At 37.1% G+C, this 24,683-nt stretch carries 24 protein-coding genes; 10 read left to right on the top strand and 14 right to left on the bottom strand.

Annotated features, from left to right (window positions below; all coding sequences use genetic code 11):
- Position 1: 1 nt before the first annotated feature.
- A complete protein-coding gene (locus tag HA632_RS05040) occupies positions 2-472 on the bottom strand; it encodes an SRPBCC family protein (RefSeq protein ID WP_176306121.1) in 471 nt (156 codons plus the stop codon).
- Positions 473-607: 135 nt separating this feature from the next.
- On the opposite strand from HA632_RS05040, the gene HA632_RS05035 reads away from it, so the two are divergent.
- Positions 608-1,462, top strand: coding sequence for a DUF2911 domain-containing protein (locus HA632_RS05035; protein ID WP_176306120.1), 855 nt, complete (start codon positions 608-610; stop codon positions 1,460-1,462).
- 56 nt (positions 1,463-1,518) lie between these two features.
- Here the strand turns inward: HA632_RS05035 and HA632_RS05030 are convergent, their stop codons facing one another.
- The 9 genes from HA632_RS05030 to HA632_RS04990 all read right to left on the bottom strand — a co-directional run bounded on the left by HA632_RS05030 (position 1,519) and on the right by HA632_RS04990 (position 10,552).
- Complete coding sequence (locus HA632_RS05030; protein ID WP_176306119.1) at positions 1,519-3,240, bottom strand: sodium:solute symporter; 1,722 nt, start codon at positions 3,238-3,240, stop codon at positions 1,519-1,521.
- A gap of 110 nt (positions 3,241-3,350) precedes the next feature.
- Positions 3,351-5,852 carry a PIG-L family deacetylase gene (locus HA632_RS05025; protein ID WP_176306118.1) on the bottom strand — a complete coding sequence of 834 codons (2,502 nt, stop codon included), beginning with the start codon at positions 5,850-5,852 and terminating at the stop codon, positions 3,351-3,353.
- A 97-nt stretch (positions 5,853-5,949) separates the two neighbouring features.
- A complete protein-coding gene (locus HA632_RS05020; protein ID WP_176306117.1) occupies positions 5,950-6,330 on the bottom strand; it encodes a hypothetical protein in 381 nt (126 codons plus the stop codon).
- Between the two features lie 236 nt (positions 6,331-6,566).
- Positions 6,567-7,028 carry a hypothetical protein gene (locus HA632_RS05015; protein WP_176306116.1) on the bottom strand — a complete coding sequence of 154 codons (462 nt, stop codon included), beginning with the start codon at positions 7,026-7,028 and terminating at the stop codon, positions 6,567-6,569.
- Positions 7,029-7,197: 169 nt separating this feature from the next.
- On the bottom strand, positions 7,198-7,728 hold the full coding sequence (locus tag HA632_RS05010; protein WP_176306115.1) for a mechanosensitive ion channel domain-containing protein: 531 nt from the start codon (positions 7,726-7,728) through the stop codon (positions 7,198-7,200).
- 4 nt (positions 7,729-7,732) lie between these two features.
- Positions 7,733-8,305: a Maf-like protein gene (locus HA632_RS05005; protein ID WP_176306114.1), complete on the bottom strand. Its 573-nt coding sequence runs from the start codon at positions 8,303-8,305 to the stop codon at positions 7,733-7,735.
- Positions 8,298-9,224, bottom strand: a complete 927-nt coding sequence (locus HA632_RS05000; protein ID WP_176306113.1) for a geranylgeranylglycerol-phosphate geranylgeranyltransferase — start codon at positions 9,222-9,224, stop codon at positions 8,298-8,300. Before HA632_RS05000 ends, HA632_RS05005 begins: the two co-directional genes overlap by 8 nt.
- A 55-nt stretch (positions 9,225-9,279) precedes the next feature.
- Entirely contained in the window at positions 9,280-9,807 is a 528-nt protein-coding gene (locus HA632_RS04995) for an HAD family hydrolase (protein ID WP_176306112.1), read from the bottom strand.
- Complete coding sequence (locus tag HA632_RS04990; protein ID WP_176306111.1) at positions 9,791-10,552, bottom strand: Rossmann-like and DUF2520 domain-containing protein; 762 nt, start codon at positions 10,550-10,552, stop codon at positions 9,791-9,793. The genes HA632_RS04995 and HA632_RS04990 overlap by 17 nt, the downstream gene beginning before the upstream one ends.
- A 153-nt stretch (positions 10,553-10,705) precedes the next feature.
- Between HA632_RS04990 and ccsA the strand changes: the two genes are divergently transcribed.
- Positions 10,706-13,840, top strand: a complete 3,135-nt coding sequence (ccsA, locus tag HA632_RS04985; RefSeq protein WP_176306110.1) for a cytochrome c biogenesis protein CcsA — start codon at positions 10,706-10,708, stop codon at positions 13,838-13,840.
- A 65-nt stretch (positions 13,841-13,905) separates the two neighbouring features.
- Here the strand turns inward: ccsA and HA632_RS04980 are convergent, their stop codons facing one another.
- Positions 13,906-14,688, bottom strand: coding sequence for an anti-sigma factor (locus HA632_RS04980; protein ID WP_176306109.1), 783 nt, complete (start codon positions 14,686-14,688; stop codon positions 13,906-13,908).
- Positions 14,688-15,218: an RNA polymerase sigma factor gene (locus tag HA632_RS04975; RefSeq protein WP_176306108.1), complete on the bottom strand. Its 531-nt coding sequence runs from the start codon at positions 15,216-15,218 to the stop codon at positions 14,688-14,690. The genes HA632_RS04980 and HA632_RS04975 overlap by 1 nt, the downstream gene beginning before the upstream one ends.
- A gap of 305 nt (positions 15,219-15,523) precedes the next feature.
- On the opposite strand from HA632_RS04975, the gene HA632_RS04970 reads away from it, so the two are divergent.
- Positions 15,524-16,129 (top strand): glutathione peroxidase, encoded by a 606-nt coding sequence (locus HA632_RS04970; protein ID WP_176306107.1) that lies wholly within the window; start codon positions 15,524-15,526, stop codon positions 16,127-16,129.
- Between the two features lie 186 nt (positions 16,130-16,315).
- A complete protein-coding gene (locus tag HA632_RS04965) occupies positions 16,316-16,690 on the top strand; it encodes a hypothetical protein (RefSeq protein WP_176306106.1) in 375 nt (124 codons plus the stop codon).
- A 38-nt stretch (positions 16,691-16,728) separates the two neighbouring features.
- Here HA632_RS04965 and HA632_RS04960 read toward each other — a convergent pair whose 3' ends face one another.
- Both HA632_RS04960 and HA632_RS04955 read right to left on the bottom strand, forming a co-directional pair.
- Positions 16,729-17,118 (bottom strand): RidA family protein, encoded by a 390-nt coding sequence (locus HA632_RS04960; RefSeq protein ID WP_176306105.1) that lies wholly within the window; start codon positions 17,116-17,118, stop codon positions 16,729-16,731.
- A gap of 16 nt (positions 17,119-17,134) precedes the next feature.
- Complete coding sequence (locus HA632_RS04955; RefSeq protein WP_176306104.1) at positions 17,135-17,632, bottom strand: GNAT family N-acetyltransferase; 498 nt, start codon at positions 17,630-17,632, stop codon at positions 17,135-17,137.
- A 92-nt stretch (positions 17,633-17,724) separates the two neighbouring features.
- Between HA632_RS04955 and menD the strand changes: the two genes are divergently transcribed.
- The 6 genes from menD to efp all read left to right on the top strand — a co-directional run bounded on the left by menD (position 17,725) and on the right by efp (position 24,669).
- The gene (menD, locus tag HA632_RS04950; RefSeq protein ID WP_176306103.1) at positions 17,725-19,386 is read left to right on the top strand and encodes a 2-succinyl-5-enolpyruvyl-6-hydroxy-3-cyclohexene-1-carboxylic-acid synthase; all 1,662 of its coding nucleotides are present in this window, start codon (positions 17,725-17,727) and stop codon (positions 19,384-19,386) included.
- Positions 19,387-19,416: 30 nt separating this feature from the next.
- Positions 19,417-20,652 carry an HD domain-containing protein gene (locus tag HA632_RS04945; RefSeq protein WP_176306102.1) on the top strand — a complete coding sequence of 412 codons (1,236 nt, stop codon included), beginning with the start codon at positions 19,417-19,419 and terminating at the stop codon, positions 20,650-20,652.
- 121 nt (positions 20,653-20,773) lie between these two features.
- Positions 20,774-21,790, top strand: coding sequence for a UDP-3-O-(3-hydroxymyristoyl)glucosamine N-acyltransferase (gene lpxD / locus HA632_RS04940; protein WP_176306101.1), 1,017 nt, complete (start codon positions 20,774-20,776; stop codon positions 21,788-21,790).
- Positions 21,791-21,813: 23 nt separating this feature from the next.
- Positions 21,814-23,202, top strand: a complete 1,389-nt coding sequence (locus HA632_RS04935; RefSeq protein WP_176306100.1) for a bifunctional UDP-3-O-[3-hydroxymyristoyl] N-acetylglucosamine deacetylase/3-hydroxyacyl-ACP dehydratase — start codon at positions 21,814-21,816, stop codon at positions 23,200-23,202.
- Between the two features lie 72 nt (positions 23,203-23,274).
- Positions 23,275-24,060, top strand: a complete 786-nt coding sequence (gene lpxA, locus HA632_RS04930) for an acyl-ACP--UDP-N-acetylglucosamine O-acyltransferase (RefSeq protein WP_176306099.1) — start codon at positions 23,275-23,277, stop codon at positions 24,058-24,060.
- 42 nt (positions 24,061-24,102) lie between these two features.
- Positions 24,103-24,669 (top strand): elongation factor P, encoded by a 567-nt coding sequence (gene efp / locus HA632_RS04925; RefSeq protein ID WP_176306098.1) that lies wholly within the window; start codon positions 24,103-24,105, stop codon positions 24,667-24,669.
- The last annotated feature ends 14 nt before the right edge of the window (positions 24,670-24,683 follow it).

The raw sequence follows: 24,683 nt of genomic DNA, 5'->3' as shown, positions 1-24,683 counted from the left end.
ATTATGCTTCTTTAAATTCTCCAAAAAGGTCAATTAATTTTTGCCTGCGGTAATCAAATATTTCTTTCAGTTTGGGTTTTACTAAAAACGGATGCACCATTTGCCCCAAAATGCCCATAGGAACTTTGTAATCTACAATGTCTTCCATTTCTACACCACCCGGAATTTCTTTTAGAAAGTGTTTGTGGTGCCAAAGCGCATACGGGCCAAAACGTTGCTCATCCACAAAATATTCTCGGTCAATTACATGGGTAATTTCCGTTACCCATTTCATCGGAATTCCCAAAACAGGAGTTACAATGTATTGAATGATTTGTCCGGCAAACATAGGTCGATCATCTCCTGAAAGGGTTTTAAATCCCATGTAATCAGGTGTTATGGTCTTCAAATTTTTTGGATCTGAGAAGAAAGCCCAAGCCTGTTCAATGGTGATTGGCAGCTTTTGTTTGGTGTGCAATGTATAAAGTTTCATTTCAATTTTATTGTAAAAGTACAAATTTGTTTAATATATAAGCAAAAAGATTAAACAATAATATTTTCATTTAAGTTTATATTAACATTTGAAAGCCTAACAATTTGTAATTTTGAGCAAACTAAAATCAACATTATGAGAAAAATTATTTTTGTATTGGCTATGATTATTGCCAATTTTACGATTGAAGCTCAAGTCAAAACACCTGCGCCTAGTCCGAAATCAACTTTAAATCAAGTAGTTGGATTAACGGATGTTACCATTGAATATTCTCGTCCGAGTGCTAAAGGCAGACCTGTTTTTGGTGATTTAGTGCCATTTGGTAAATTATGGAGAACCGGAGCTAATCAGAATTCGATGATTACGTTTAGTGAAGATGTTGTAATTAAAGGCACTACATTAAAGAAAGGGAAATACGCTATTTTCACCACGCCAAAAGCAGACATGTGGGAAATTATTTTTTATACCGATACAGAAAATTGGGGAACACCTGAAAATTGGGATGAAAACAAAGTAGCTTACAAAACAAACGTTGATCCAATTTCTTTGGGAAATAATGTAGAGACTTTTACTATTGCTATTAATAACCTAACTAATGACAGCGCAACGCTTGACATTTCATGGGAGAAAACAATGGCCTCTATTAAATTTGAAGTACCGACACAAAAAGCAGCGATGGCCAGTATTAATAAAGTATTAGCCGGTCCAACCGCTGGAGATTATTTTTCTTCAGCACAGTATTTATACCAATCAGAAGGTGATTTGAACAAGGCTTTAGAATATGTAAACAAAGCGGTAAGTATGGCAAAAGCCGGTGAAGACGCTCCTTTTTGGCACTTAAGATTAAAGTCTTTAATCCAAGCTAAAATGGGCAATAAATCGGGAGCAATTGAAACCGCTAGATTATCATTAGCAGGAGCTGAAAAAGCCAACAATGGTGACTACGTTAAAATGAATAATGACAGCATCAGAGAATGGAGTAAAAAATAGTTTACCCTATCCAAATAACAAACCACAAATTCCTTACTGGAGTTTGTGGTTTTTTTTTATGATAATACTTTTTGTTTACCTTTTGCGCCTAATTGCATTAGTATTGATAGCACAACGGTTAATGATGCTCCAATGAAATTCAACCACAAATACCCTAATTTTTCTTGTCCGTTAGGATAGATATGTATGGCGTAATAATAGATAAAGAATATAGTGGTTTGGCTGATGACTGCGCTGTAGAAAATGGCATTGGCCTTGACATATTTGATATAGAATCCAACCAAGAAAACGCCCAAAACAGTACCGTAGAATATAGAGCCAACGATGTTTACCAACTGAATTAAATTCTCAAAAAGTGTTCCTACACAGGCAAATAAAATGGCAATCACTCCCCAAAGTAAAGTAAAATACTTGGTGGCATTCACAAAATGTTTTTCGGATTTTTCTCCTTTGATGTTTCGTTTGTAAATATCAATGGCCGTGGTAGAAGCCAAAGCCGTTAATCCCGAAGCCGAAGACGACATGGCTGCCGACAGAATTACTGCCAACAAAAGCCCAATCAAACCCGAAGGCAAGTAGTTTAAAATAAAATAGATGAACACATAATCTTTGTCGTTGGTTTCAGCTTTGCTGTCGACTTTGGCGATGATTTCTTTGGCTTGGTCATGCAAGTCTTTTTCTTTACCAGATAGAGAAATCAGTTTTTGACGGAGTATAGGATTGTCGTAATTCTGATTCAAATGATCAATGTACAATAAGTTGAATTCTTTTTTCTCTTCAGAGAGTTGGGTCAACTGTTTTTCGAGCGATTGGTATTCCTTGGCATAAACAGATTTTTCAACGGCAGTTTTATTTACAGGGTTGAAATGCAATGGCACGGGATTGAATTGGAAAAACACGAAAACCATGACACCGGTCAATAAAATAAAGAACTGCATCGGTACTTTCAAAAAACCGTTCATGATTAAACCCATTTGACTTTCTCGATCTGATTTCCCGGATAAATAGCGTCCCACTTGTGATTGGTCAGTACCAAAGTAAGACAGCATCAAGAAAAAACCTCCGGTGATGCCGCTCCAAAAGGTGTAACGGTTTTCGGGATCCACAGAAAAATCGAGTATGTTCATTTTGTCATTGGCACCTGCAATATGCATGGCATTGGAGAATGTCATGTCATTGGGCAACAAATGAAGAATGAGGAAGAACGTAATAAACATTCCGCTCATGATAATAAACATCTGTTGCTTTTGGGTAACGTTTACGGCTTTGGTACCACCGGCAAAGGTGTAGATGATCACTAAGATTCCGATGATAATGTTGAGCAAAGTCAAATTCCAACCCAAGATTGAAGATAGAATAATCGCCGGTGCATAAATGGTCAAACCGGTTCCTAGTCCGCGTTGGATTAAAAATAAAATCGCTGTAAAAGAACGGGTTTTTAAATCGAAACGCTGTTCTAAGTATTCGTAGGCAGTAAAAACTTTCAGTCGGTGGTAAATAGGGATAAAAGTCATCGAAATGACCACCATGGCAATAGGTAAACCAAAATAAAACTGTACAAACCCCATTCCGTCATGATAGGCCTGACCCGGCGTAGAGAGGAAAGTAATAGCGCTGGCTTGGGTTGCCATTACTGACAAACCAACCGTCCACCAAGGCGTTTCTTTGTTGCCCAAAATGTATTCTTCTACATTGGCACTTCCCTTGGTTTTATAAACGCCATAAGAAACTATAAAAAGTAGCGTAACCGATAAAACGATCCAGTCGAGTTGTTGCATATCAGAAGAATAATTGCATTAGTAAAAAGAAGATGATTATATAAATGGCATTGGCGACCAAAACCCAAGTATAGCTATTCTTCCAAACTGATTTTTTTTCCTGTTCCATTTTATTTTCCAATTGCTAATAAGTTTGCCAAAAGTCTGAACGCTCCTGGAACGCCTTCGGGCAATTCTCTGAAGAAACTCAGTCCGGTATAGATGTAATTTCCTTTGCCGTATTTGGCAACCAATAAAGCACCGTTTTTAGGTTTTTCGCCTTTATCGTTAGCCGAAAGGATAGGAGTGAAGTTGGGATCCCATTCACTAGGATAATACAAGCCTTGCTCTTGTTTCCAGCCTTTGAAATCTTCGGAGGTAATTTTGTTAGGGTAATTTAGAACTTGATGGTTTGGCGCTAAAAAGCGTACTTCGGCATCTTCTTCGGTTACTCGGTCTCGGGACAATTTCAAAGTAAAAGGGGCCATTTCTTTGGTTACTAAATCGTCCAAAGTATTGTATTGTACAATCATAGTTTTGCCATTCTGTACAAAGTCTAATAATATTTTTTGCTTGTAAGCCAAAGCATTCACCACATTATAAGCTCTGATTCCGGTCATAACCACGTCGAATTCAGTCAGTTTTTCAGCAGCGATTTCTTCGGGTTTTAAAATGGTCACTTCGTAACCCATTTGGGCCAAACTCTTTGGTATTTCATCTCCGGCACCCATGATATAAGCGATTTTTTCGTTTTTCGTTTTTATTTTTAAACGAATTCCTCTCGCTTCAGCCGGTTTCAAAACCATTTGCTTATAAATATGAGCATAGTTGATGTCGATTTTTTCTTTGTCGAAAGTTTGGCCGTCAACGGTAACGATACTTTTAATGTTGATTTCACTCGCTTCTTTTGAGGGAGAAACGGAGAATATGGCCAGTATTTCCTGTCCTTTTTTGTCAATAGTAAACGGAACTTCTGCCGGTGATACTCCCCAATCCTGAGGAATCGCTAATTTAACATGGCCTGAAACATTGTCTTTTCCTGCTTTAACTTTTACTGTAATCGTTTTGCTTCGGTCATTATTAAAGATGTAAACTTTCTCAGCAATTGAAGATGTTGCTGCCGGAACAATATCCAGAGGTTGGTACACTTCACCTTTAACATCATCATTGTATTTGTAAACCACATTGCGTTCGAAAGGAATCGTCACATTGTTAATTCCAATCCAAAAACCAACTTTCACTCGGCGCAATACATCGGGAATGCCAATATTTTCTTGATTGTCTACTAGATACATTCCAACAGTTCCTTTTTCGTTTAACCAATACGCATTGGTATACTCAAAATCATTTGGCAGTTGCAAAGTATTAGTTACAGTATAAGGAATGTTATTTTTTAAAGGAATATTGTCTTTTTGGTCAGCTGCATAAACCGGTACTGTTCCAATACCTTCTAAGTTGATGGCTATATTGCTGCGGTTGATGGCTTCAATTTTAATTTTTAATGGACTTCCCGGGGTTACTTCCTGCGCATCGGCTACGGCTTCTAAATATAAACCGGCGCAAGCGGCTATGATTTCTTTAATTTCTTCTGACTTGATGGTTTTCCAATGCTTGTCTTCTAATGCTTCAATCAAAGCAAAAGATTTCACCAATTCAGGAATGCTGGCCGAAGGATTTTTAAAGTCGAAGTTTTTCTCCACAGCAGTTAATATATCGCCAATTTCCTTTCCGCCTTTTACGCGATTCCATGTGGTATCGATTCCTTCGAATAAATTGGTTTTGTCTTTAGGCATTTCTCCTTTAAGAAATTCTAAATATTCGTCTTCTTCACCACGGCTTCCGGTGGAACCAAAACCTTGCGATTGATGGCGACTGCGACTCAAAGCAGCAATTTCTTGATTGGATTTGCCTATCGATTGGTAATAAGTGCCGATTTTAAGATTAATTAAATTGGTTTTGTCGGCGGCTTCAAATTTTTCCCGACTTCCGTAAAACCACCAAGAAGTATTGAAAAACAGTCTTTTGGGTTGCCAAGTTGAAACATATTGTAATTGTTCAGGATATTGATTGGCATCATTAACCAAATCAAATGCCTCTATACTGAGCATGGCTGAAGAGGTATGATGTCCGTGTGTGGTACCCGGTGAACGATGGTCAAATCGATTGATAATAACATCGGGTTGGAATTTACGAATGGCCCAAATCACATCGCTTAAAACTTGGTCTTTATTCCATATTTTTAAGGTTTCGTCGGGGTTTTTAGAAAAACCAAAATCATTGGCTCTGGTGAAGAATTGTTTTCCGCCATCAATTTTTCGAGCTTCAATCAATTCCTGTGTTCTGATAACGCCCAATAATTCTCTTAGTTCGGGACCAATAAGATTTTGACCGCCATCACCACGAGTTAACGATAAATAGCCGGTTCTGGCTTTTTTATCATTAGACAAATACGAAATCAAACGGGTGTTTTCATCATCAGGATGTGCGGCTATGTAAAGCACAGAGCCCAGAAAATTCAGTTTTTGAATTTGATTGTAAATTTCTACAGCATTGGGCTTGGCGGGTTGTTGTGCCCAAATAAACTGTGTTAAAAGGAATAAAAAAATAGTAGATAGAGAGTAAAGCTTTTGCATTGGTATGACTTTAATAGCAATAGCTTCAAATATAAACATTAAATAAAAAGCAGCGTTTTATTTAATTAGTTTTTAACAAATGTAAAGAAATGAGCTGCTATTCAGATGATGCTGTTTGATTGATAAAGCGTCCTTTGGAATTGTAAGGGTACAATTTTTTGTGGATTTGTAACAAATTGTATGGCTGATCATCATCATAATCGGTGATGGTTACTCTGGCTTTGTTGTATAGAGAATAACCTCCATAATTTTTTGGTAATTCGGGTGCTGTTTTCCAAACGCCGTTTTCCTTGTAGTAATATACCATCTCAAGATTGTCGAAATAGGCTTGTAGGTTGGGGAAATAGTAATATCGGATATAGCAATTGGTTTTCTTATCTATAGGTAGATTTTCTTTTTCGGCTTTAGTATTCTGAGCATGAGAGCTGCTGAAAGTCAAAACTAAAACAAGCGCTAGCATTACTTTAAGTGTTTTCATGATTTTGTAAATTTGGGGTTAACAAAAAATATCAATCAACTGATTTAAATCAAGCCAAAGATATTCATAATTTATCTATTAAATGTAATTTTTTACGTTGAATTGCAATATTTTATGTAAAAGTTAAGAAATGTACTATATTAAAATATTGATAATAAGCGGTTTAAATAAAATTTGTTAAGTTAAATAAACAAAGAGCAAAAAATAATCCTTGCCCTTTGCAGTAAAGTGTTTGATTAATGTTTTCCTTTTCCATTGCCTTTTCCGTTACCTTTTCCGGGTTGACCTCTGAATTTCCCATTTCCATTACCGGGTGAGTTTTTATAATATGCCTTGTTTTTCCAGTTACCGTTGCCTTTGTATTTTACTTTGTGGGTTTTATAATGGGCGTAAGGTCTGTTGCCTTTGTAATCGGTTAAATAAACGGTTCTGCCTTTGTATAAGTCATAACCTCTGTAATAGGCCGGTAATGCAGCAGAACGATGCCAACGACCATTTCTTAAGTAGATATATCTTCTGGCCGGCACATCATAGTATACTTCAATGTCCGGAAGATAATAATAGTGAACTTCCACCGGAGCGGCCGGTGCCCAAACCGGAGGTGTACCTACATTAACGTTAACTGAAACTTGAGCTTTACTACTTACCGCAAACGCTAACAGCGTTACCAATAAAAAAAATAACTTTCTTGTTTTCATAATACTTAGTTTTAAATAAAATTTATTTTTCTTTCAAACTGTTGAATCAATAAGATTCAACTTAAAAGGAAAACAAATTTCCCTGTTCTTTGAATTTATATTTCAAAATTAGGGTGATTGTATGCTAAGTATGTTATAAGATTTTTGGTAAGATTTATAAAATTAAAATCTAATCGGTGAATTCTTTGTCCTCAAACTTGGGTTTGACTATGGAAATTCCCTTTTGCAGTAGTAAGTTGTTAGGGTAAACCATGAGTTCGCCGTCTTTGGTAATTAAATCAGTGTGGAAAGCATTGATGTCTATAATTTCGCCTTCAAACGGAAAATCTTTGTCGTGTACTTTGATGACGTCTCCAATTTTAAAGGGAAACGAAAAGAATAAAATAATTCCGGAAGTGATATTGCTTAGGATTGACCATTGTGCAAACATGGCCACACCAACAACGGTAGCAATAGAAGACAAGGTAATGAGAATGTCATTTTTTTGTACACCCCAAATCACAATTAGTGAAATGACGGCTAAAATGTTTATCAACAAGTGAATGTATTTGATGACTAAGTTCGTTCTTTTTTCAATCCCGGTATGCGATCTTGAATACCTTTTTACCGCTTTGGTTACAATGATTCGCAAAAGAATCACAATGATAATTACCAAGCCGGTAGCAATTTGTTCCTTCAGATAGTAATCAAAAAAGTTCATGATTTTATAAATTAGTTAGATATGCATAGACTTTATCGGTTGGCATTCCCACAACATTGGTATATGAACCTTCTATTTTAGCAATGCCGATTAATCCAATCCATTCCTGAATTCCGTAGGCACCGGCTTTGTCAAAAGGTTTATAATGGTCTAAATAATATCGGATGGACTCATCGCTAAGCCTGTTGAAAGTCACTTTGGTCACTTCAAAAATAGTTTCAGTTTTAGCGGTAGTTTTGAAACAAACTGAGGTAATTACTTCATGCATTTTACCCGACATGGATTGCAACATTTGAAATGCGTCATCATAATCTTTGGGTTTGCCCAAGGCTTTATTTTCGAACCAAACAATGGTATCACTGGTGATTAAAATCTCATTCTCGGCTATTGCTCCTTCAAATGCATTGGCTTTTAAGATGGCCAGATAATTAGTAATCTCAACACCTTGCAAATTTTCGGGATAAATTTCTTCAATTTCTTTTAATCTGATTTCAAAATCGATGGCTAACTCTTTTAAAAACTGCTGTCTTCTGGGCGAACCGGAAGCTAAGACGATTTTGTAGTTTTTATTAAGCATTGTTTTTGATGTTCAAATTGATTACTAAAATAGACATTATTCCGAAGAAGATAATCCATTTTAACACCGAACTTAACAAATGGAAATTCTTTTTAGACTTGGCATTCCAAATTCTAATCACAAAGAAAATCATTGGGCCAACCACAAACAGTAAGGCGTAAATCACAGCATAATACAATTGGTTTTCCATCAAATAAGTGTTGATGTACCAAAGTAAAATGAGTGTGACTGTAATCCCGAGACCGAAAACTACTTTGGCCGTTCTGCCAATACCAAGTGCAATAGGTAAAGTATTCATTCCTTGATTGTAATCTCCATTTACATCTTCCATGTCTTTAACAATTTCACGAATGAAATTAATAAGGAAGGCAAATAAGGCATAGTCTAAAAGCAATGAAAAATACACGCCCATTTCTTTTTGATTGCTCTCAAAAGTAAGCGGCAATAAATCGTATACACCTATGATTAAAATGCTAATGGCTAATAGAAAGGCAACGATTAGATTTCCAATCAACAGCATTCTTTTAAAGGTTGTGGCATACAAATACAACAAGGTGACGATGATGATAAAAATCCCCGCAAACGTTGGTTTTTGTATGGTATTTGACAAATAAAATCCAATCCCTACACCGGTAACATTCAAGGCAAAATAAATATTATAGGCCATGGCTTCCGATATGCCTTTACCAATGACCATTTTAAAAGGTTTATTTTCACTGTCGGTTTCCTGGTCCATAACATCATTGATGATATAACCGGCTCCGGCAATCATCATAGTAGACAAAACCAATAAACCGTATTGAAAATCATTTAAAAACAAATAAATAGCTTCGTGCTTCAGAAATCCGTATCGGAAAATCAACTGCATAAAAGCGAGCAGGAGCAGGTTTTGGTATCGTATTAGTTTTAAAAAGTTCATGCTGTTTGGTTTTATATAAATCTGAAATCCGGGTTCTTACTTCTTCAATCTGTTATCAATCATGCTTTCCGTTGTAGTACATATGCCATTTGCCTTGGGCTTTCATGACTTGTTCAATCACTTCACGAACTGCACCTTTGCCGCCATTTTTATGCGAAATGTATTTGGAAATCGCTTTGATTTCCGGACTGGCATCTTGCGGACACGTTGGTAAACCTACCAATTGCATCACGTGAAAATCGGGAATGTCATCGCCCATGTATAAAACTTGTTCGGGTTTGATGTTGTACAATTCCGTGTATTCTTTGAAAGTAGCCACTTTATCCGGCGAAGCCAAATGAATATCGGTGATGCCCAAATTTCTCAAACGAATACGAACTCCTTCATTGTTTCCGCCCGAAATGATACAGACATTATAACCACTTTCTACCGCTGCTTTCATGGCAAAACCATCTCTGATATTCATAATTCGGAGCATTTCACCGGTTGGTGTCACATGAACCGAACTGTCGGTTAAAACGCCGTCAACATCCAAAATAAATGTAGTGATATCATTCATGATTTCTTTATAACTTTTTTCCATGATCGATTATAGATTTGGTTAGCAATTTATAGATTTCTTTTTGGTTTTCCTCTTTTAAAAAGGACAGATGTGCATTGATGGTTTGGGTATCGTTTCGTTTGGCCGGACCGGTTTGCGCTTCTTTTGGCGAAAGCGTCAAAATTTTGTGAGCCGTTTCTTGAATCAAAGGTTTTAAAATATCGAAAGACAAATGGTTTTCGATGCAAATTTCATTGCCCATTTGGTACAAATGATTGACAAAATTCGAGACAAAAACAGCCGCTACGTGCAGGGCTTTTCTTTGTTCAGAGTTGACAGGGTAAATCACATTAGAGATTGATTCCGCAACGGTTTCAAGTGTTTTGTAATCACTTTCATTTTGGGCTTCCAGGCAAATCGGAATGATTTTAAAATCGACAGTTTTTGATTTAGAAAACGTTTGTAACGGATAAAAAACACCTTTGCGGTTTCTGGCATTTAAGGTGTCAATATTCACACTTCCGGAAGTATGCACTACCAATTGATTTTGGAAAGGAATTTGATTCGAAACAGTAGCAATAGCATCGTCGCTGACAGCAATTATGATTAAATCAACCGGTTGGAGTTGGTTGTATTCAGATATTATTTGTGTAGTATTTACAATGTTGGCAACCGCATGAGGCTTTCTTGAAAATACTTGAACCAACTCAATTTCAGCCTTTTCACTAAACGCTTTGATGAGATGACGGGCAACATTTCCTGAACCAATAATAGTCACTTGAATCATGTGGCTAAATTATCAAAAATTAATTTCATTTTTTATTTTAAATCAAAGAAATACACAAGTCTTAAAAATGTATTAAAACAGTAATTAATTGAACTATATATCTATTTATTTACCCTATTTTTGTAGCACTTTTTTAAAAAATAATTCCAACTCATGGAAAAAAAATTATACTCTTTTTTATTCTCCACACGATTAATGGCTGTTTTGTTTTTGGGTTTTGCCGCAGCAATGGCAGCCGGAACGTTTATTGAAAGCGAATACAACACCGATACAGCCCGAATTTTAATTTACAATGCTTGGTGGTTTGAAGCCATTATGTTGTTTTTTATGATCAATTTCATCGGAAATATCAAACGCTACCAACTGTACAAAAAAGAAAAGTGGGCCACACTATTGCTGCATTTGTCTTTTATTTTCATCATTGCCGGTGCTTTTATTACGCGTTATATCAGTTATGAAGGCATGATGCCCATTCGTGAAGGCGAAAGTTCCAAACAAGTGTATTCTGATCGTTGCTATTTAACAGCTCATGTTGACGGAATGTACAATGGTGAAATGATGCGACGTATGTTTGAAAAGCCATTGTTGCTTTCTCCTATAACCGATAATCATTTTTCGGTGAATGAAAAATTTGCCGAAATTCCGTTTGAAATTGAATACCAAAATTTTGTTTTTGATGCCAAAGAAACCATCAAAGCAGATCCAAATGGCGATACTTATTTGAAATTAGTCGAATCGGGTGACGGAACACGTCACGAGCACATGCTCAAAGCCGGAGAAGTGCAAAACATCCACAATGTTCTCTTTGCTTTAGACAAACCTACCAAAGGCGCCATAAATATCGATTCCAAAGCCAATACTATTACGTCACCTTTTGACGGTCAGTTTATGAGAATGGCCGATAAAATGCAAGGCAAAGTTACCAAAGACGTGGTTGAACCTTTAATGTATCGCTCACTATACAATATGGGAGGAACCCAATTTGTAATCCCCGAATTGCCTAAAAAAGGAGTGAAGTCGTTTGAATCAAGCGGCGATTTTAAAAACAAAACGGGCGAAGATGCGCTTACTATTAAAGTCAAAACCGGCGGCAAAGAAAAAGTAGTAACACTGGTTGGGGCAAAGGGCAAACAAGGCGAACCTACATCTTTTAAATTGGGGCAATTAGAGTTCACTTTGAGTTACGGTAGCAAAATATATGAGTTGCCTTTTAGCTTAAAACTAAATGATTTCATCGCTGCAAAATATCCCGGAACGGAGAAAAGATATTCTTCTTTTGAAAGCAAAGTAACGGTTTTAGATTCGACAGATAAATTTGATGCGCATATTTACATGAATCATATCTTGGATTACAAAGGATTCCGATTTTTTCAAGCCAATTTTGATCCGGATGAAAAAGGAACCGTACTTTCTGTTAACCATGATTTTTGGGGTACAACCATCACTTACATCGGATACTTTTTATTGTTTTTCAGTATGATGGCCATATTGTTTGTAAAAAACACCCGTTTTGACGACTTGAAGCGAAAACTGGAAAATGTGAAACGCAAGAAAGCCAAGCTGACTACTGTTTTGGTTTTGTTGTGCTCTTTGAATGGCTTGGCCCAAGAACACGGCAGTCACAAAAATGCAATGCCTACACAAAAGCAGATAGATTCCATTCTCAACAAATACAAAGTTTCTGAAAAGCACGCAGCTCAATTTGGTCGTTTGGTAATTCAGGATGATGGCGGAAGAATGAAACCCATTAACACCTTTTCTTCTGAATTGTTGCGCAAAGTGAGTAAAAGTGATACTTACAAAGGCATGAACTCTGACCAGGTTTTTATTTCAATGACGCAGTTTCCGACGGTTTGGTTTGAAACACCGCTGATTTACATCAAGAAAGGAAACGACAGTATTCGAAAAATAATAGGTATCAAACCCGAAGATAAATATGCTTCTTTCCATTCCTTTTTTGACAAAGATTGGAACTATAAATTGTCTCCTTATTTAGAGAAAGCTTACAAAGCCACAATTCCGAGTCAGTTTGAAAAAGATTTTATTGAAACCGATAAGAAAGTAAATCTTCTGAATACCGCATTGAGCGGAAAAATATTGAAAATATTTCCGGTGCCGAATGATCCCAACAATAAATGGGTTTCGTTCCTGGAAATCAATCACACCACCGGAAACGCATTGGATACCATCAAAGGCGCTTTGCCGGTTTATCTGGATGCCTTGATGAAAGCTACCGAAACAGATGATTACACTCGTGCCAATACCTTCTTAGTGGGCATGGAAGATTATCAAAAAGTATATGGAAAAGCGGTTCGACCTTCCGATGACAAGATTGATTCGGAAATCCTGTATAACAAATACGATGTGTTTAAAAACTTGTTTTGGTTGTACATGCTGACCGGCTGTTTGATGTTGGTTTTAGTAATCGTCAATATCTTTTTTGACAGTAAGATTTTAAAATTTACAGTCAATGGGTTTCATCTTTTTATAGGTTTATTATTCGGAATTCATACGCTTGGTTTGATTGCCCGTTGGTACATTTCAGGACATGCACCTTGGAGTGATGCTTATGAAAGTATGATTTATGTGGCTTGGGCAACGATGTTCTTTACTTTGGCCTTTGACCGAAAATCGAAATTAACCGTGGCTTCGGGAACCTTTGTAGCCTCGATGATCTTGATGATTGCCCATTGGAACTGGATGGATCCGGCAATAGCCAATTTACAACCGGTGTTGAATTCGTACTGGTTGATGATACACGTTGCGGTTATCGTGGCCAGTTACGGTCCGTTTACTTTGGCCATGGTTTTAGGGATAGTATCGCTGTTGTTGATGTTGTTTATCAATAAAAACAACAAAGCCAAAATGGAACTCAACATCAAAGAAATCACCTATATCAACGAAATGGCATTGACTATAGGTTTAGTGATGCTGACCATTGGTAACTTTTTAGGCGGTCAATGGGCTAATGAGAGTTGGGGAAGATATTGGGGTTGGGATCCGAAAGAAACTTGGGCTTTAATCAGTATTATGATTTACGCCTTTGTAATTCACGCCCGATTTGTTCCGGCGTTGCGCAACAAATGGGTTTACAACGTCATGTCAGTATTTGCATTCTATTCGATTATGATGACTTATTTTGGAGTGAATTTCTACCTCACCGGATTGCATTCTTATGCCAGCGGTGATAAAGTGGTTACCCCATCCTTTGTTTATTATTCTGTTGCCTTTATTATTGTTTTGGCTGCATTGTCTTATTTCAAATACAGAAAGTATTTAAAAAAATAAATTCATTTGAATTCAATAAAAAAGTCCCGAGAATATCGGGACTTTTTTATGATTGCTAATTTAAATTATACTTTCCCTAAAGTATACAATTTCTCAAGTGTTGGCGATTTGCTTCCGCCGGCAGGTTCCAAAGTGATTCCGAAAGCTTCAGCTCCGGCATTATTGTCCACTTTAAATAAGGAATTGTCTGCGGTAAAGTTTTCTAACAAACCAACGCTTGTTGGGGTTAATGGTTCGAGTTTTAAAGCCCAAACTTGATACACCATGCCTTCCGGAGGTTCCGGTAAGCCCGAAGCGTCTACATAAACCACTTGTTGTTCTTTGTTCCAATATACTTTGGCCGAGGCGTTAGGGTCAATGGCTTGTCCGCCCAATTGAATCACTGATGTTTTGGTATCTCTAATCACATTCAAAACAGTAGTGGTTTCTTTGTTTTTCAATTCTAAACCAACAACCGTTTCCTGTAATTTATTTTTCTCTACCTTAATGGTTTCAATCTGTTGGTTGCTTTCATTCAATTTTGAATATTGAAATCCGATACCGATTAGTAATGCTACTGAAGCGGCCCAACCAATATAAGTGGCAGTATTATTTCTCGATTTGAAGTCGACCACTCTTCCGTGTTTCAGTTCGAGTTGGGCTTTGATTTTTTCAAATTGGCTGTGCGAAATAAAAGGAGAGAAGCTACTCGAAAGATTGATAATAGCTTTTTCAATCGAGTGGATTTCGGCTTTAACTTCGGGGTTTTTATTGGCCATAGCGTTTACTTCATCGTTTTCTGATTCGGTAAGTAAACCATAAACATAGAGTTCTAATATGCCTGATTCTATATAGTCTTTAGTTTCCATTATACATTCAAAAATTTACGTAGGTCGTTCATACACATTCTATTTTGGGTTTTTACAGTTCCCAAGGGGATTTCTAATTCTTCAGAAGCTTCTTGTTGGGTATAGCCTTTAAAAAAAAGCAGGTCGATAATTTGGATACACTTTGGTTTTAGTTTTTTAACAAAATCTAAAATCCCGATGGTATCAATACTATTGGTTAGTTTGTTACTGTCATCCAACAGATGTACGAAATTATCAGAAGACAGGTTTTTTTGGCTATTGTTAAAACCTTTAGAGCGCAGCTTGTCAATAGAAGTATTTCTAGCAATATTGAGCATCCAAGTATACAATCTCCCTTTACTTTGATTGTAAGTTTCGATGTTTTTCCAAATTTTGACAAATACTTCCTGAAGCACATCCTCGGCTTCTTCGCGATCCTTAATCAAATTGGTGATAATACTGAAAAGACTTTTAGAATACATGTCGTAGAGTATTGTAAAAGCTTTTTCCTCCTTCCTCAGGAGCAAGGGTAATAATTCTTCTTGTGTCATACCTAATTTTTTTTATAAACGTAAAAATAAAGAAACTTTAAGTAAGATTTCATAATAATTTTAACAGAGCACTTAAAATAAGGCAATCAGAAAACCAAGATAGCGTTGGTTCCGTAAATAGAAATAAGGGAAAATCTGCTATGAGATTTTGTTTAGGTTTTTGTTTTGTGGCAGAAATTAATTTTTGTCATGTTTGAAAGCTCGATGATTGAAGAATCATTGGGCTTTTTTATTTAACAAAAACTTTAGCAATTGTATAACAGCAAACTATTGAATAATGACTAATTTTATAAAAAAATATTAAGATGAAAAAACTAATGCTACTGAGTTGCGGCGTATTGCTACTTTGGAGTTGCCAAAACAATGCGCAATCAAAACCGGTTACAAATACCACAGAAAATAACAAAGAGATGAACACAGTAATTAAAGCACAAACCATTTACCAATTCAAGGTAAAAGATTTATATGGTGAGGAATTTGATTTTGCCTCATTAAAAGGAAAAAAAATACTAATTGTCAATACAGCTTCGGAGTGTGGACTAACCCCACAATACAAAGACTTAGAAGCCATTTATAAAAAATACAAAGACAAAAATTTTGTAATTGTTGGGTTTCCGGCCAATAACTTTGGAGCACAAGAACCCGGAAGTAATGAACAAATTGCCAAATTTTGTGAAATGAATTACGGAGTAACGTTTCCAATGATGAGCAAAGTTTCTGTAAAAGGGGAAGACAAAAGTGAAGTTTATCAGTTTCTGACCCAAAAAAGCAAAAACGGTTTGCAAGACAGCGAAGTAGAATGGAACTTCCAAAAATACTTAATTAATGAACAAGGTGAATTGGTCAAAGTATTATCACCAAGAGTATTGCCAACCGACGCCGCTATAGTGGGTTGGATCAATGAAAAGTAAAATAATTGTATCTGCAATGTAAAACCTGATGAAGCCCTTTATCAGGTTTTTTGCTTTAAAATAATCGACAAACATCACTGAGCTCGTGGTTTAAAGAGTTTTTTATCCTTTCAACGATTTTTAATTCATTGTTAAACTATTGTTGCTAGCTTTGAATTCAATATCAACTACCACAATGATAATTATATGAAGAATATTTTTAACCCGGTATATAGAGAGGATTATTTGGAAGGTTATGCAAACGGCCACAATCCTTACATTACAATTTCTGAAAATAAAAATGAAGCCTATAAATTTGGCTTCGAACAAGGAAGATTAGAGTACGAAAGACTAAATGGAAAAGTAGCTTACGGAATACCCCAATTAATAGTCACCAACAAAGTACTGGAAGATTTTCTTTTAGCCGGAATGTTGGGAATGGATATCGATTCTGACGGATATACCGGTTACCAAATTGATGTCATTCAGAAATGGTACCAAAGCGGTGTAGAGAAATATAACGCGAACCAAAGCAATTATTTGCTTTCCATATTAGAAGAAAACGGCATCGAAATTGCCTGACAAATACCCCTGACTTTTAAAAAAAACTGATGAAACCCTCATCGGTTTTTTTGTTTTAAAGCAGTGACTTCAATCTCAATTTTCATTCGAGTATCGGCTAAGCCTGCAGAAATCATAGTGGCAGCAGGTTTGCTTTCGCCAAAATACTTTCTTAGTATTGGCCAACACAGCTTAAATTCTTCCGCATTAGGCACGATATAAAGTACCCTAACTACATCGGTTATTTGTGCATCGGCTTTTGCTAAAGCAGAAACAATATTTTTCAAACATTGTTCTGTTTGCGCTTCAATCGATTCCGAAATGGTCATTGTTTCATAATCAAAACCGGTGGTTCCGGATACAAAAACCCAATCGCCTTGAACTACAGCACGAGAATAACCGATTTCTGTTTCAAAAGTGGAGCCTGAACTAATGAGTTGTCTCTTCATAAATTAGTTTTTAAAATTATTCTAACATCAATTGCATGATCTGAGAATGCAACCAGCGGTCGAATTTAAAACCGGTTTCTTTGAGTACTGCCACTGTTTTAAAACCAAATTGCTCATGAAAAGTAACGCTGCTTTGGTTTTCTGAGTCAATCACGGCTATCATGGTGTGCAGTTTTTGGTTTTTGGCCAAATGAATCAAATTTTCCATAATCAATTTACCGATGCCTTTGCCATGATAATCATTATCAACATAAACGGAATGCTCGACAGTAAAACGATAGGCTTCTCTAAAACGAAACTCGCTGTAGTAACCAAAACCAACTACCTCTTCATCAATAGCGGCAACAATCACCGGAAAACCTTTTTTTAGTTTGTCTTCAAAAATCGCTTCTTGCTGTTCTAAAGTCCGCGGTTGATAATCGTATAAAGCGGTTGAATGTAAAATGTTGTAATTGATGATGGCTACTATAGTTTGCGCATCTTCTTTTCGATAAGGTCTAATCTTGATTTCCATGGGGTAAAAGTGAATTCAAATGTAATAAAACTATTCAAAAGTATTGAAAAACCTACACAACTTTGTACCTTTGTAATCCATAAAAAACAACAATGATTTATCCCAAAATACCGTTGGCACAAAGCATTATTGAGATTTGTAATGCCAAAGGAGTTCACGATATTATTATTTCACCCGGTTCCAGAAACGCACCGTTGACTATCGGATTTACCAATAATCCTGATTTTCGTTGTTATAGTATTGCAGACGAACGTTGCGCCGCTTTCTTTGCCTTGGGTATTGCCCAACAAAAGCAAAAACCGGTTGCTGTTGTTTGTACTTCAGGCTCTGCATTATTGAACTATTATCCAGCTTTTGCAGAAGCTTTTTACAGCCAAATCCCGTTTATCGTCATATCAGCCGATCGCCCTTTTGACAAAATTGATATTGGTGACGGTCAAACCATTCGTCAGGAAAATGTTTTTAGTAACCATTCGCTGTACAATGCCAATTTGATGGAAGAAGCTTCTGAAGAAAACGATGTACACATCAACGAAGCCATCAACGTAGCCATAGTGCATAAAGGTCCGGTACACATCAATGTTCCTTTTGAAGAGCCATTGTATCAAACAACAGACAAATTGCTGGTGGATGTTAATGTAACCGGCTTAAACAATCCTCATCAAACCGTAAGCCTTGAGGATATCATTGCTTTTTCAACCTTGTGGAACCACACTGAGAAAATTTTGGTCTTGGTAGGCGAGTGTGCACCCAATTCGATTGAGCAAAAGTGGATTGACCAATTGGCTGCTTTTCCTTCGGTTGTTGTGCTGACAGAAACGACTTCGAACTTGCATCATCCGAGTTTTATCAATAACATCGACACGCTCATAACGCCATTTACTGATAAAGAATTCAAAGAATTACAACCCCGAATACTCCTCACTTTTGGAGGCATGATAGTATCCAAAAGGGTAAAAGCATTCCTGAGAAAATACAAGCCAAACCACCATTGGCACATTGACGAACTAAGAGCTTACAATACGTTTGGTATACTAACCAAACATTTTGAGGTTAGTCCGAATCAGTTCTTTTCGCAGTTTATGCCACATTTAAATGAAGTCAAAAGCAATTACAAATCGACTTTTGAAACCATACACCAAGACCGAAAAGTCAAGCACAGCGATTATTTGGCCAAAGTAAAATTCTCCGATTTAAAGGCTTTTGAAAGTATTTTATCGGCTTTGCCCCAAAATATACAACTGCAAATCAGTAATAGTGCTGCTATTCGATATGCCCAGTTATTTGATATCGATGCATCGATACAGGTTTTTTGCAACCGAGGAACGAGCGGTATTGACGGTAGTACTTCAACGGCCATTGGAGCAGCTGTAGGTAGCGGAAAACAAACCGTTTTGATTACCGGAGATGTTAGTTTTTTATATGACAGTAATGCGCTTTGGAACAATTATATTCCGAAGAATTTTAAAATTATATTGATCAATAATGGTGGCGGCGGAATTTTCAGGATTCTTCCCGGTCATCAGGAAACCGAGACTTTCAATACTTATTTTGAAACATCACACTGTTTGACGGCAGAGCATTTGGCCAAAATGTACCAATTGAACTATCTCACGGCAAGCGATGAAGAGAGTTTAACCAAAGGTTTGAAACAATTGTACAACAACAACGACCAACCTACGTTATTAGAAGTTTTTACCCCAACGCGAGAAAACAATAAACTGTTATTGAACTATTTTAAAGCCTTGGTCTAAATTTATATCTTTACTAAAATTGATTACGCTGTGAGCCAAACCAACAAACTAAAAATATTCAACGATCCGATTTATGGGTTTATTACCATTCCTAACTCGTTGGTGTATGATTTAATTCAGCATCCTTATTTTCAGCGTTTGCGTCGTATTTCCCAAATGGGTTTGTCTTATTTGGTTTATCCGGGAGCGCATCACACGCGATTTCACCATGCATTGGGCGCCATGCACATGATGCAACAAGCGGTGGAAGTCCTTCGTTTTAAGGAGGTTTCAATTTCAAAAGAGGAAGAAAATGCCTTGTTAATTGCCATTCTTTTACACGACATTGGACACGGACCTTTTTCGCATGCCATGGAACACAGCATCGTGGAGGAAGTCAACCACGAAGCGATTTCGTTGTTGTTTATGAACAAGTTAAATGAGGAATTTGGCGGGCAATTGAGTTTGGCCATCCAAGTTTTTAAAGGCGAATACCATAGAAAATTCATGTTGCAGTTAATCTCAAGTCAGTTAGACATGGATCGCATGGATTACTTAAAACGAGATAGTTTCTATTCAGGCGTGGCAGAAGGCAATATCAATTCTGATCGCTTAATCCAAATGATGAATGTGGTGGATGATGTTTTGGTTATGGAAGAAAAAGGGATTTATTCGATAGAAAAATTCTTAATGGCACGCCGATTAATGTATTGGCAAGCCTATTTACACAAAACCAGTTTGGTCGCCGAATTGACTTTGACCAAGACCTTGCAAAGAGCCAAAGAGTTATTGCAAAAAGGCATTGAGGTTGAATGCAGCAAGCCATTAAAGTACTTTATGGAGCGCAAAGTTACGTTGGAGAATTTTTCAACGCATGATTTAAATACTTTTGCGCAATTAGATGATTTTGATGTTATTAGCGCTTTGAAAATTTGGCAGTTTCACGAAGATTTTATCTTGAGTAGTTTGAGTAAAATGATCATCAACAGAGACTTGTCGAAAATCAAACTCAACAGCGAAAAATTTCCGGTGGAAGTCCTTCAGGAAATGTCGACTCGCTTTGCCAAAGAACACAACATCACCATTCAGGAAGCCAAATATTTTATCTTTAAAGGAAAGATTAAAAATCAGGCCTACAGCAAAGAAGCGGAACCAATTCGCATTTTGAAGAAAGACCGAACGATAGAAGATGTTGTAGAGGCATCGGACCAGTTGAACTTGAAAGCGTTATCCAAACCGGTAACCAAGTATTTTATCTGTTATCCGAAACTCCTGGCTGAGATTTAACATTAAATTTTTTTTTATACTTTTGTGTCGATGAAACGAACTACCTATATCTTGATACATTCATTTAGAATTGCTCCAAGTGAGTTCCATCTTATACCTATAAAAAACAAAATAGCATAAGATGAAATTTACAGCAGCTCAAATAGCAGGATTATTAGATGGCGAAGTCGTTGGAAACCCGGATGCCGAAGTATTCAAATTGTCAAAAATTGAAGAAGGCACTAAAGGCTCTTTGACTTTTTTAGCCAACCCGAAATACCTCAATTATATTTACTCCACTGAGGCTACCATTACTATTGTCAATTCGACCTTTGAACCTGAAAGTGAAATCAAAACCACTTTGATAAAAGTGGAAGATGCTTACCAATCTTTTTCAAAATTACTGGAGTATTACAATCAGGTAAAGCTGATGAAATCCGGTATCGAGCAGCCTTCAGTGATTTCGGAAAATGTTACGTACGGAGAAAATTTATACTTGGGTAGTTTTAGCTATATCGGTAGAAATACAGTGATTGGCAACAATGTGAAAATATACCCGAATACGTTTGTTGGTGACAATGTAATCATAGGCGACAATACCATTCTTTTTGCCGGTGTCAGAGTATATTCTGAAACGGTTATTGGGACCAATTGTACCATTCATTCCGGCGCTATTATTGGGTCAGACGGATTTGGTTTTGCGCCCACCGAAGACGGTTCTTACAGTAAGATACCGCAAATTGGCAACGCCATTTTAGAAGATTTTGTAGACATTGGAGCTTGTACTACTATTGACAGAGCTACTTTGGGTTCCACAATTATCCGAAAAGGGGTAAAACTCGACAATCACATTCAAATTGCCCACAATGTTGAAATAGGAGAGAACACAGTAATTGCTGCTCAAACCGGTGTGGCAGGTTCGACCAAAATTGGCAGTAATTGTATGATTGGAGGACAAGTAGGCATTGCCGGTCATTTGACCATTGGCAATAATGTTCGTGTTCAAGCCCAATCAGGAATAGGAAAAAATATAACTGACGGTGAAACCATTCAAGGTTCTCCGGCTTTTAATTATGGAGACTACAGCAAGTCGTATGTGCATTTCAGAAACTTGCCGAAGATAGTAGCCGACCTAGAAGAATTGAAGAAAAATAAATAACAAACTAATAAATAAGCATACCAATGGTTAAACAGAAAACCATCCAAAACGAAGTTTCCTTGACCGGAGTTGGTCTACACACAGGAAAAGAAGTAAAGATGACTTTTAAACCCGCACCGGTTAACAATGGCTACACCTTTGTCAGAGTTGATTTGGAGGGAAGCCCAGTTATAGAAGCGGATGCCAATTATGTGGTGAATACACAAAGAGGAACCAATCTGGAGAAATTAGGAGTGAAAATTCAAACCTCTGAGCACGTACTTGCCGCTTTTGTAGGTTGTGATGTTGACAATGTAATCATTGAACTAAACGAGTCAGAGCCGCCAATTATGGATGGTTCTTCAAAGTTTTTTGTAGAAGCTATTGAAAAAGCCGGCGTTGTAGAACAAGACGCTGAAAGAAATTATTATATCGTAAAAGAAGTAATTTCTTTTACCGATGAAACTACCGGAAGTGAAATTTTGGTAATGCCGTCAGAGGATTATCAAGTTACCACTATGGTTGATTTTGGTACCAAAGTATTAGGCACACAAAATGCCACTTTGAAAAATATAGCCGATTTTAAAGCCGAGATTTCAGATGCAAGAACCTTCAGTTTCCTACACGAATTGGAAACTTTGTTGGACAACGGACTAATCAAAGGAGGCGATTTAAACAATGCTATTGTTTATGTTGACAAAGAGATTTCCGAGAAAACCATGAACAACCTGAAGGTGGCTTTCGGAAAAGACAATATTTCCGTAAAACCAAACGGGATTTTGGACAACCTGACGTTGCATTATCCTAATGAAGCCGCGCGCCACAAACTACTGGATGTTATTGGGGACTTAGCCTTAATCGGAACCCGAATTAAAGGTAAAGTAATTGCCAACAAACCGGGCCATTTTGTCAATACACAATTTGCCAAAAAGTTGTCTAAAATCATCAAAATCGAACAAAAGAATCAAGTACCGGTTTATGACTTAAATGCTGAACCATTGATGGATATTCATCAAATCATGAATACTTTGCCACACCGTCCGCCATTTTTATTCGTTGACCGAATCATCGAAATGTCAGATAGTCATGTGGTTGGTTTGAAAAATGTAACGATGAACGAAAGTTTCTTCGTAGGCCATTTCCCGGAAGCACCGGTTATGCCAGGAGTTATCATCGTTGAGGCCATGGCACAAACCGGGGGAATCTTAGTGTTAAGTACCGTTCCCGATCCTGAAAATTACTTGACCTTCTTTATGAAAATCGACAATGTGAAGTTTAAACACAAAGTACTTCCGGGTGATACTTTGATATTCAAATGCGATTTGATTACCCCAATCAGAAGAGGAATTTGCCACATGCAAGCCAAAGCTTATGCTAACGGAAAGTTAGTGGCTGAAGCCGAATTAATGGCGCAAATAGCTAAAAAACAATAATTAATTATAAGTGTACAGTTTATGGTTTATGGTTGAAAAACGATATACCACAAACAACAAAAACATAAATATATGAATCAACCGTTAGCTTATGTACATCCTGGTGCCAAAATCGCTAAGAATGTTGTTATCGAACCTTTTACCACCATTCACAATAATGTGATTATTGGGGAAGGTACTTGGATAGGTTCCAATGTGACTATCATGGAAGGCGCTCGTATTGGGAAAAACTGTAATATCTTTCCCGGTGCCGTCATTGCCGCTGTACCACAAGATTTAAAATTTGGCGGAGAAGATTCGCTGGCCATCATTGGCGACAATTCAACCATTAGAGAATGTGTGACCATCAACCGCGGAACTATTGCTTCGGGGCAAACGGTAATCGGAAAAAACTGTTTGGTCATGGCAACTGCCCATATTGCTCACGATTGTCATATCGGTGATAATGCCATTATCGTAAATGGCGTGGCTTTGGCCGGACACGTAATCGTGGGGAACTATGCCATCATTGGTGGTTTGGCAGCGATTCATCAATTCATTCACATTGGTGATCATGCTATGATTTCCGGAGGTTCATTAGTACGTAAAGACGTTCCACCATATACCAAAGCTGCGAAAGAACCGCTTTCTTATGTTGGAATCAACTCGGTAGGCTTAAGAAGAAGAGGTTTTACTTCTGAAAAAATCAGAGAGATACAAGATATTTACAGAATATTGTACCAAAAAAACTATAACACTTCTCAAGCCATGGCTATCATTGAAGGAGAAATGGAAGCCACACCGGAACGCGACGAGATTTTGGATTTTATCCGAAATTCATCAAGAGGAATCATGAAAGGTTATTCAGGATCTTATTAAAAACAAATAAACAAATAAACGCATTAACAAATACACATTACAATGGCATCGACATCAGATATTAGAAACGGATTATGCATTAAGTTCAATCACGATATTTATAAAATCATCGAATTCCTTCACGTAAAACCGGGTAAAGGTCCGGCTTTCGTTAGAACCAAATTGAAATCGTTAACCAACGGTAAGGTATTAGACAATACTTTTTCGGCCGGACATAAGATTGATACGGTTAGAGTGGAAACGCAAAATTTCCAATATTTATATGCGGAAGGGAATCAGTTTCATTTTATGAATACGGAAACTTATGAGCAAATCACTTTGGATAAAAACATCCTTGACGCACCGGATTTATTAAAAGAAGGGACTAGCGTAATGGTTCAAATCAATACAGAAACCGATTTGCCTTTATCGGTTGATATGCCGGCTTCTATCGTTTTAGAAGTAACTTATGCCGAACCGGGTGTAAAAGGAAATACCGCTACCAATGCTACCAAACCTGCGAAAGTGGAAACCGGAGCTTCGGTAAACGTTCCTTTATTCATTAATGAAGGAGATAAAATCAAGATTGATACCGCTACCGGTTCTTATATGGAAAGAGTAAAGGAATAGTGGTCAGTATTCAG

It is taken from the genome of Flavobacterium sp. J49, from assembly GCF_011742145.1.
Taxonomy (GTDB): Bacteria; Bacteroidota; Bacteroidia; order Flavobacteriales; family Flavobacteriaceae; genus Flavobacterium.
Note: the sequence above shows the minus strand (reverse complement) of the source record. Positions and strands in the feature narration are given on the sequence as shown.

What these genes read in the sequence shown, in the direction of transcription:
- lpxD (WP_176306101.1), top strand. Translation starts at nt 20,774, where the DNA reads ATGAAATTTACAGCAGCTCAAATAGCAGGATTATTAGATGGCGAAGTC.
- HA632_RS04995 (WP_176306112.1), bottom strand. Translation starts at nt 9,807, where the DNA reads ATGGAAAAAAGTTATAAAGAAATCATGAATGATATCACTACATTTATT.
- HA632_RS04990 (WP_176306111.1), bottom strand. Translation starts at nt 10,552, where the DNA reads ATGATTCAAGTGACTATTATTGGTTCAGGAAATGTTGCCCGTCATCTC.
- efp (WP_176306098.1), top strand. Translation starts at nt 24,103, where the DNA reads ATGGCATCGACATCAGATATTAGAAACGGATTATGCATTAAGTTCAAT.
- HA632_RS05010 (WP_176306115.1), bottom strand. Translation starts at nt 7,728, where the DNA reads ATGAACTTTTTTGATTACTATCTGAAGGAACAAATTGCTACCGGCTTG.
- ccsA (WP_176306110.1), top strand. Translation starts at nt 10,706, where the DNA reads ATGGAAAAAAAATTATACTCTTTTTTATTCTCCACACGATTAATGGCT.
- HA632_RS05025 (WP_176306118.1), bottom strand. Translation starts at nt 5,852, where the DNA reads ATGCAAAAGCTTTACTCTCTATCTACTATTTTTTTATTCCTTTTAACA.
- HA632_RS05040 (WP_176306121.1), bottom strand. Translation starts at nt 472, where the DNA reads ATGAAACTTTATACATTGCACACCAAACAAAAGCTGCCAATCACCATT.
- HA632_RS05030 (WP_176306119.1), bottom strand. Translation starts at nt 3,240, where the DNA reads ATGCAACAACTCGACTGGATCGTTTTATCGGTTACGCTACTTTTTATA.
- HA632_RS05015 (WP_176306116.1), bottom strand. Translation starts at nt 7,028, where the DNA reads ATGAAAACAAGAAAGTTATTTTTTTTATTGGTAACGCTGTTAGCGTTT.
- HA632_RS04960 (WP_176306105.1), bottom strand. Translation starts at nt 17,118, where the DNA reads ATGAAGAGACAACTCATTAGTTCAGGCTCCACTTTTGAAACAGAAATC.
- HA632_RS04965 (WP_176306106.1), top strand. Translation starts at nt 16,316, where the DNA reads ATGAAGAATATTTTTAACCCGGTATATAGAGAGGATTATTTGGAAGGT.
- HA632_RS04980 (WP_176306109.1), bottom strand. Translation starts at nt 14,688, where the DNA reads ATGGAAACTAAAGACTATATAGAATCAGGCATATTAGAACTCTATGTT.
- HA632_RS04970 (WP_176306107.1), top strand. Translation starts at nt 15,524, where the DNA reads ATGAAAAAACTAATGCTACTGAGTTGCGGCGTATTGCTACTTTGGAGT.
- lpxA (WP_176306099.1), top strand. Translation starts at nt 23,275, where the DNA reads ATGAATCAACCGTTAGCTTATGTACATCCTGGTGCCAAAATCGCTAAG.
- HA632_RS04935 (WP_176306100.1), top strand. Translation starts at nt 21,814, where the DNA reads ATGGTTAAACAGAAAACCATCCAAAACGAAGTTTCCTTGACCGGAGTT.
- HA632_RS04955 (WP_176306104.1), bottom strand. Translation starts at nt 17,632, where the DNA reads ATGGAAATCAAGATTAGACCTTATCGAAAAGAAGATGCGCAAACTATA.
- HA632_RS05000 (WP_176306113.1), bottom strand. Translation starts at nt 9,224, where the DNA reads ATGAACTTTTTAAAACTAATACGATACCAAAACCTGCTCCTGCTCGCT.
- menD (WP_176306103.1), top strand. Translation starts at nt 17,725, where the DNA reads ATGATTTATCCCAAAATACCGTTGGCACAAAGCATTATTGAGATTTGT.
- HA632_RS05005 (WP_176306114.1), bottom strand. Translation starts at nt 8,305, where the DNA reads ATGCTTAATAAAAACTACAAAATCGTCTTAGCTTCCGGTTCGCCCAGA.
- HA632_RS04975 (WP_176306108.1), bottom strand. Translation starts at nt 15,218, where the DNA reads ATGACACAAGAAGAATTATTACCCTTGCTCCTGAGGAAGGAGGAAAAA.
- HA632_RS05020 (WP_176306117.1), bottom strand. Translation starts at nt 6,330, where the DNA reads ATGAAAACACTTAAAGTAATGCTAGCGCTTGTTTTAGTTTTGACTTTC.
- HA632_RS05035 (WP_176306120.1), top strand. Translation starts at nt 608, where the DNA reads ATGAGAAAAATTATTTTTGTATTGGCTATGATTATTGCCAATTTTACG.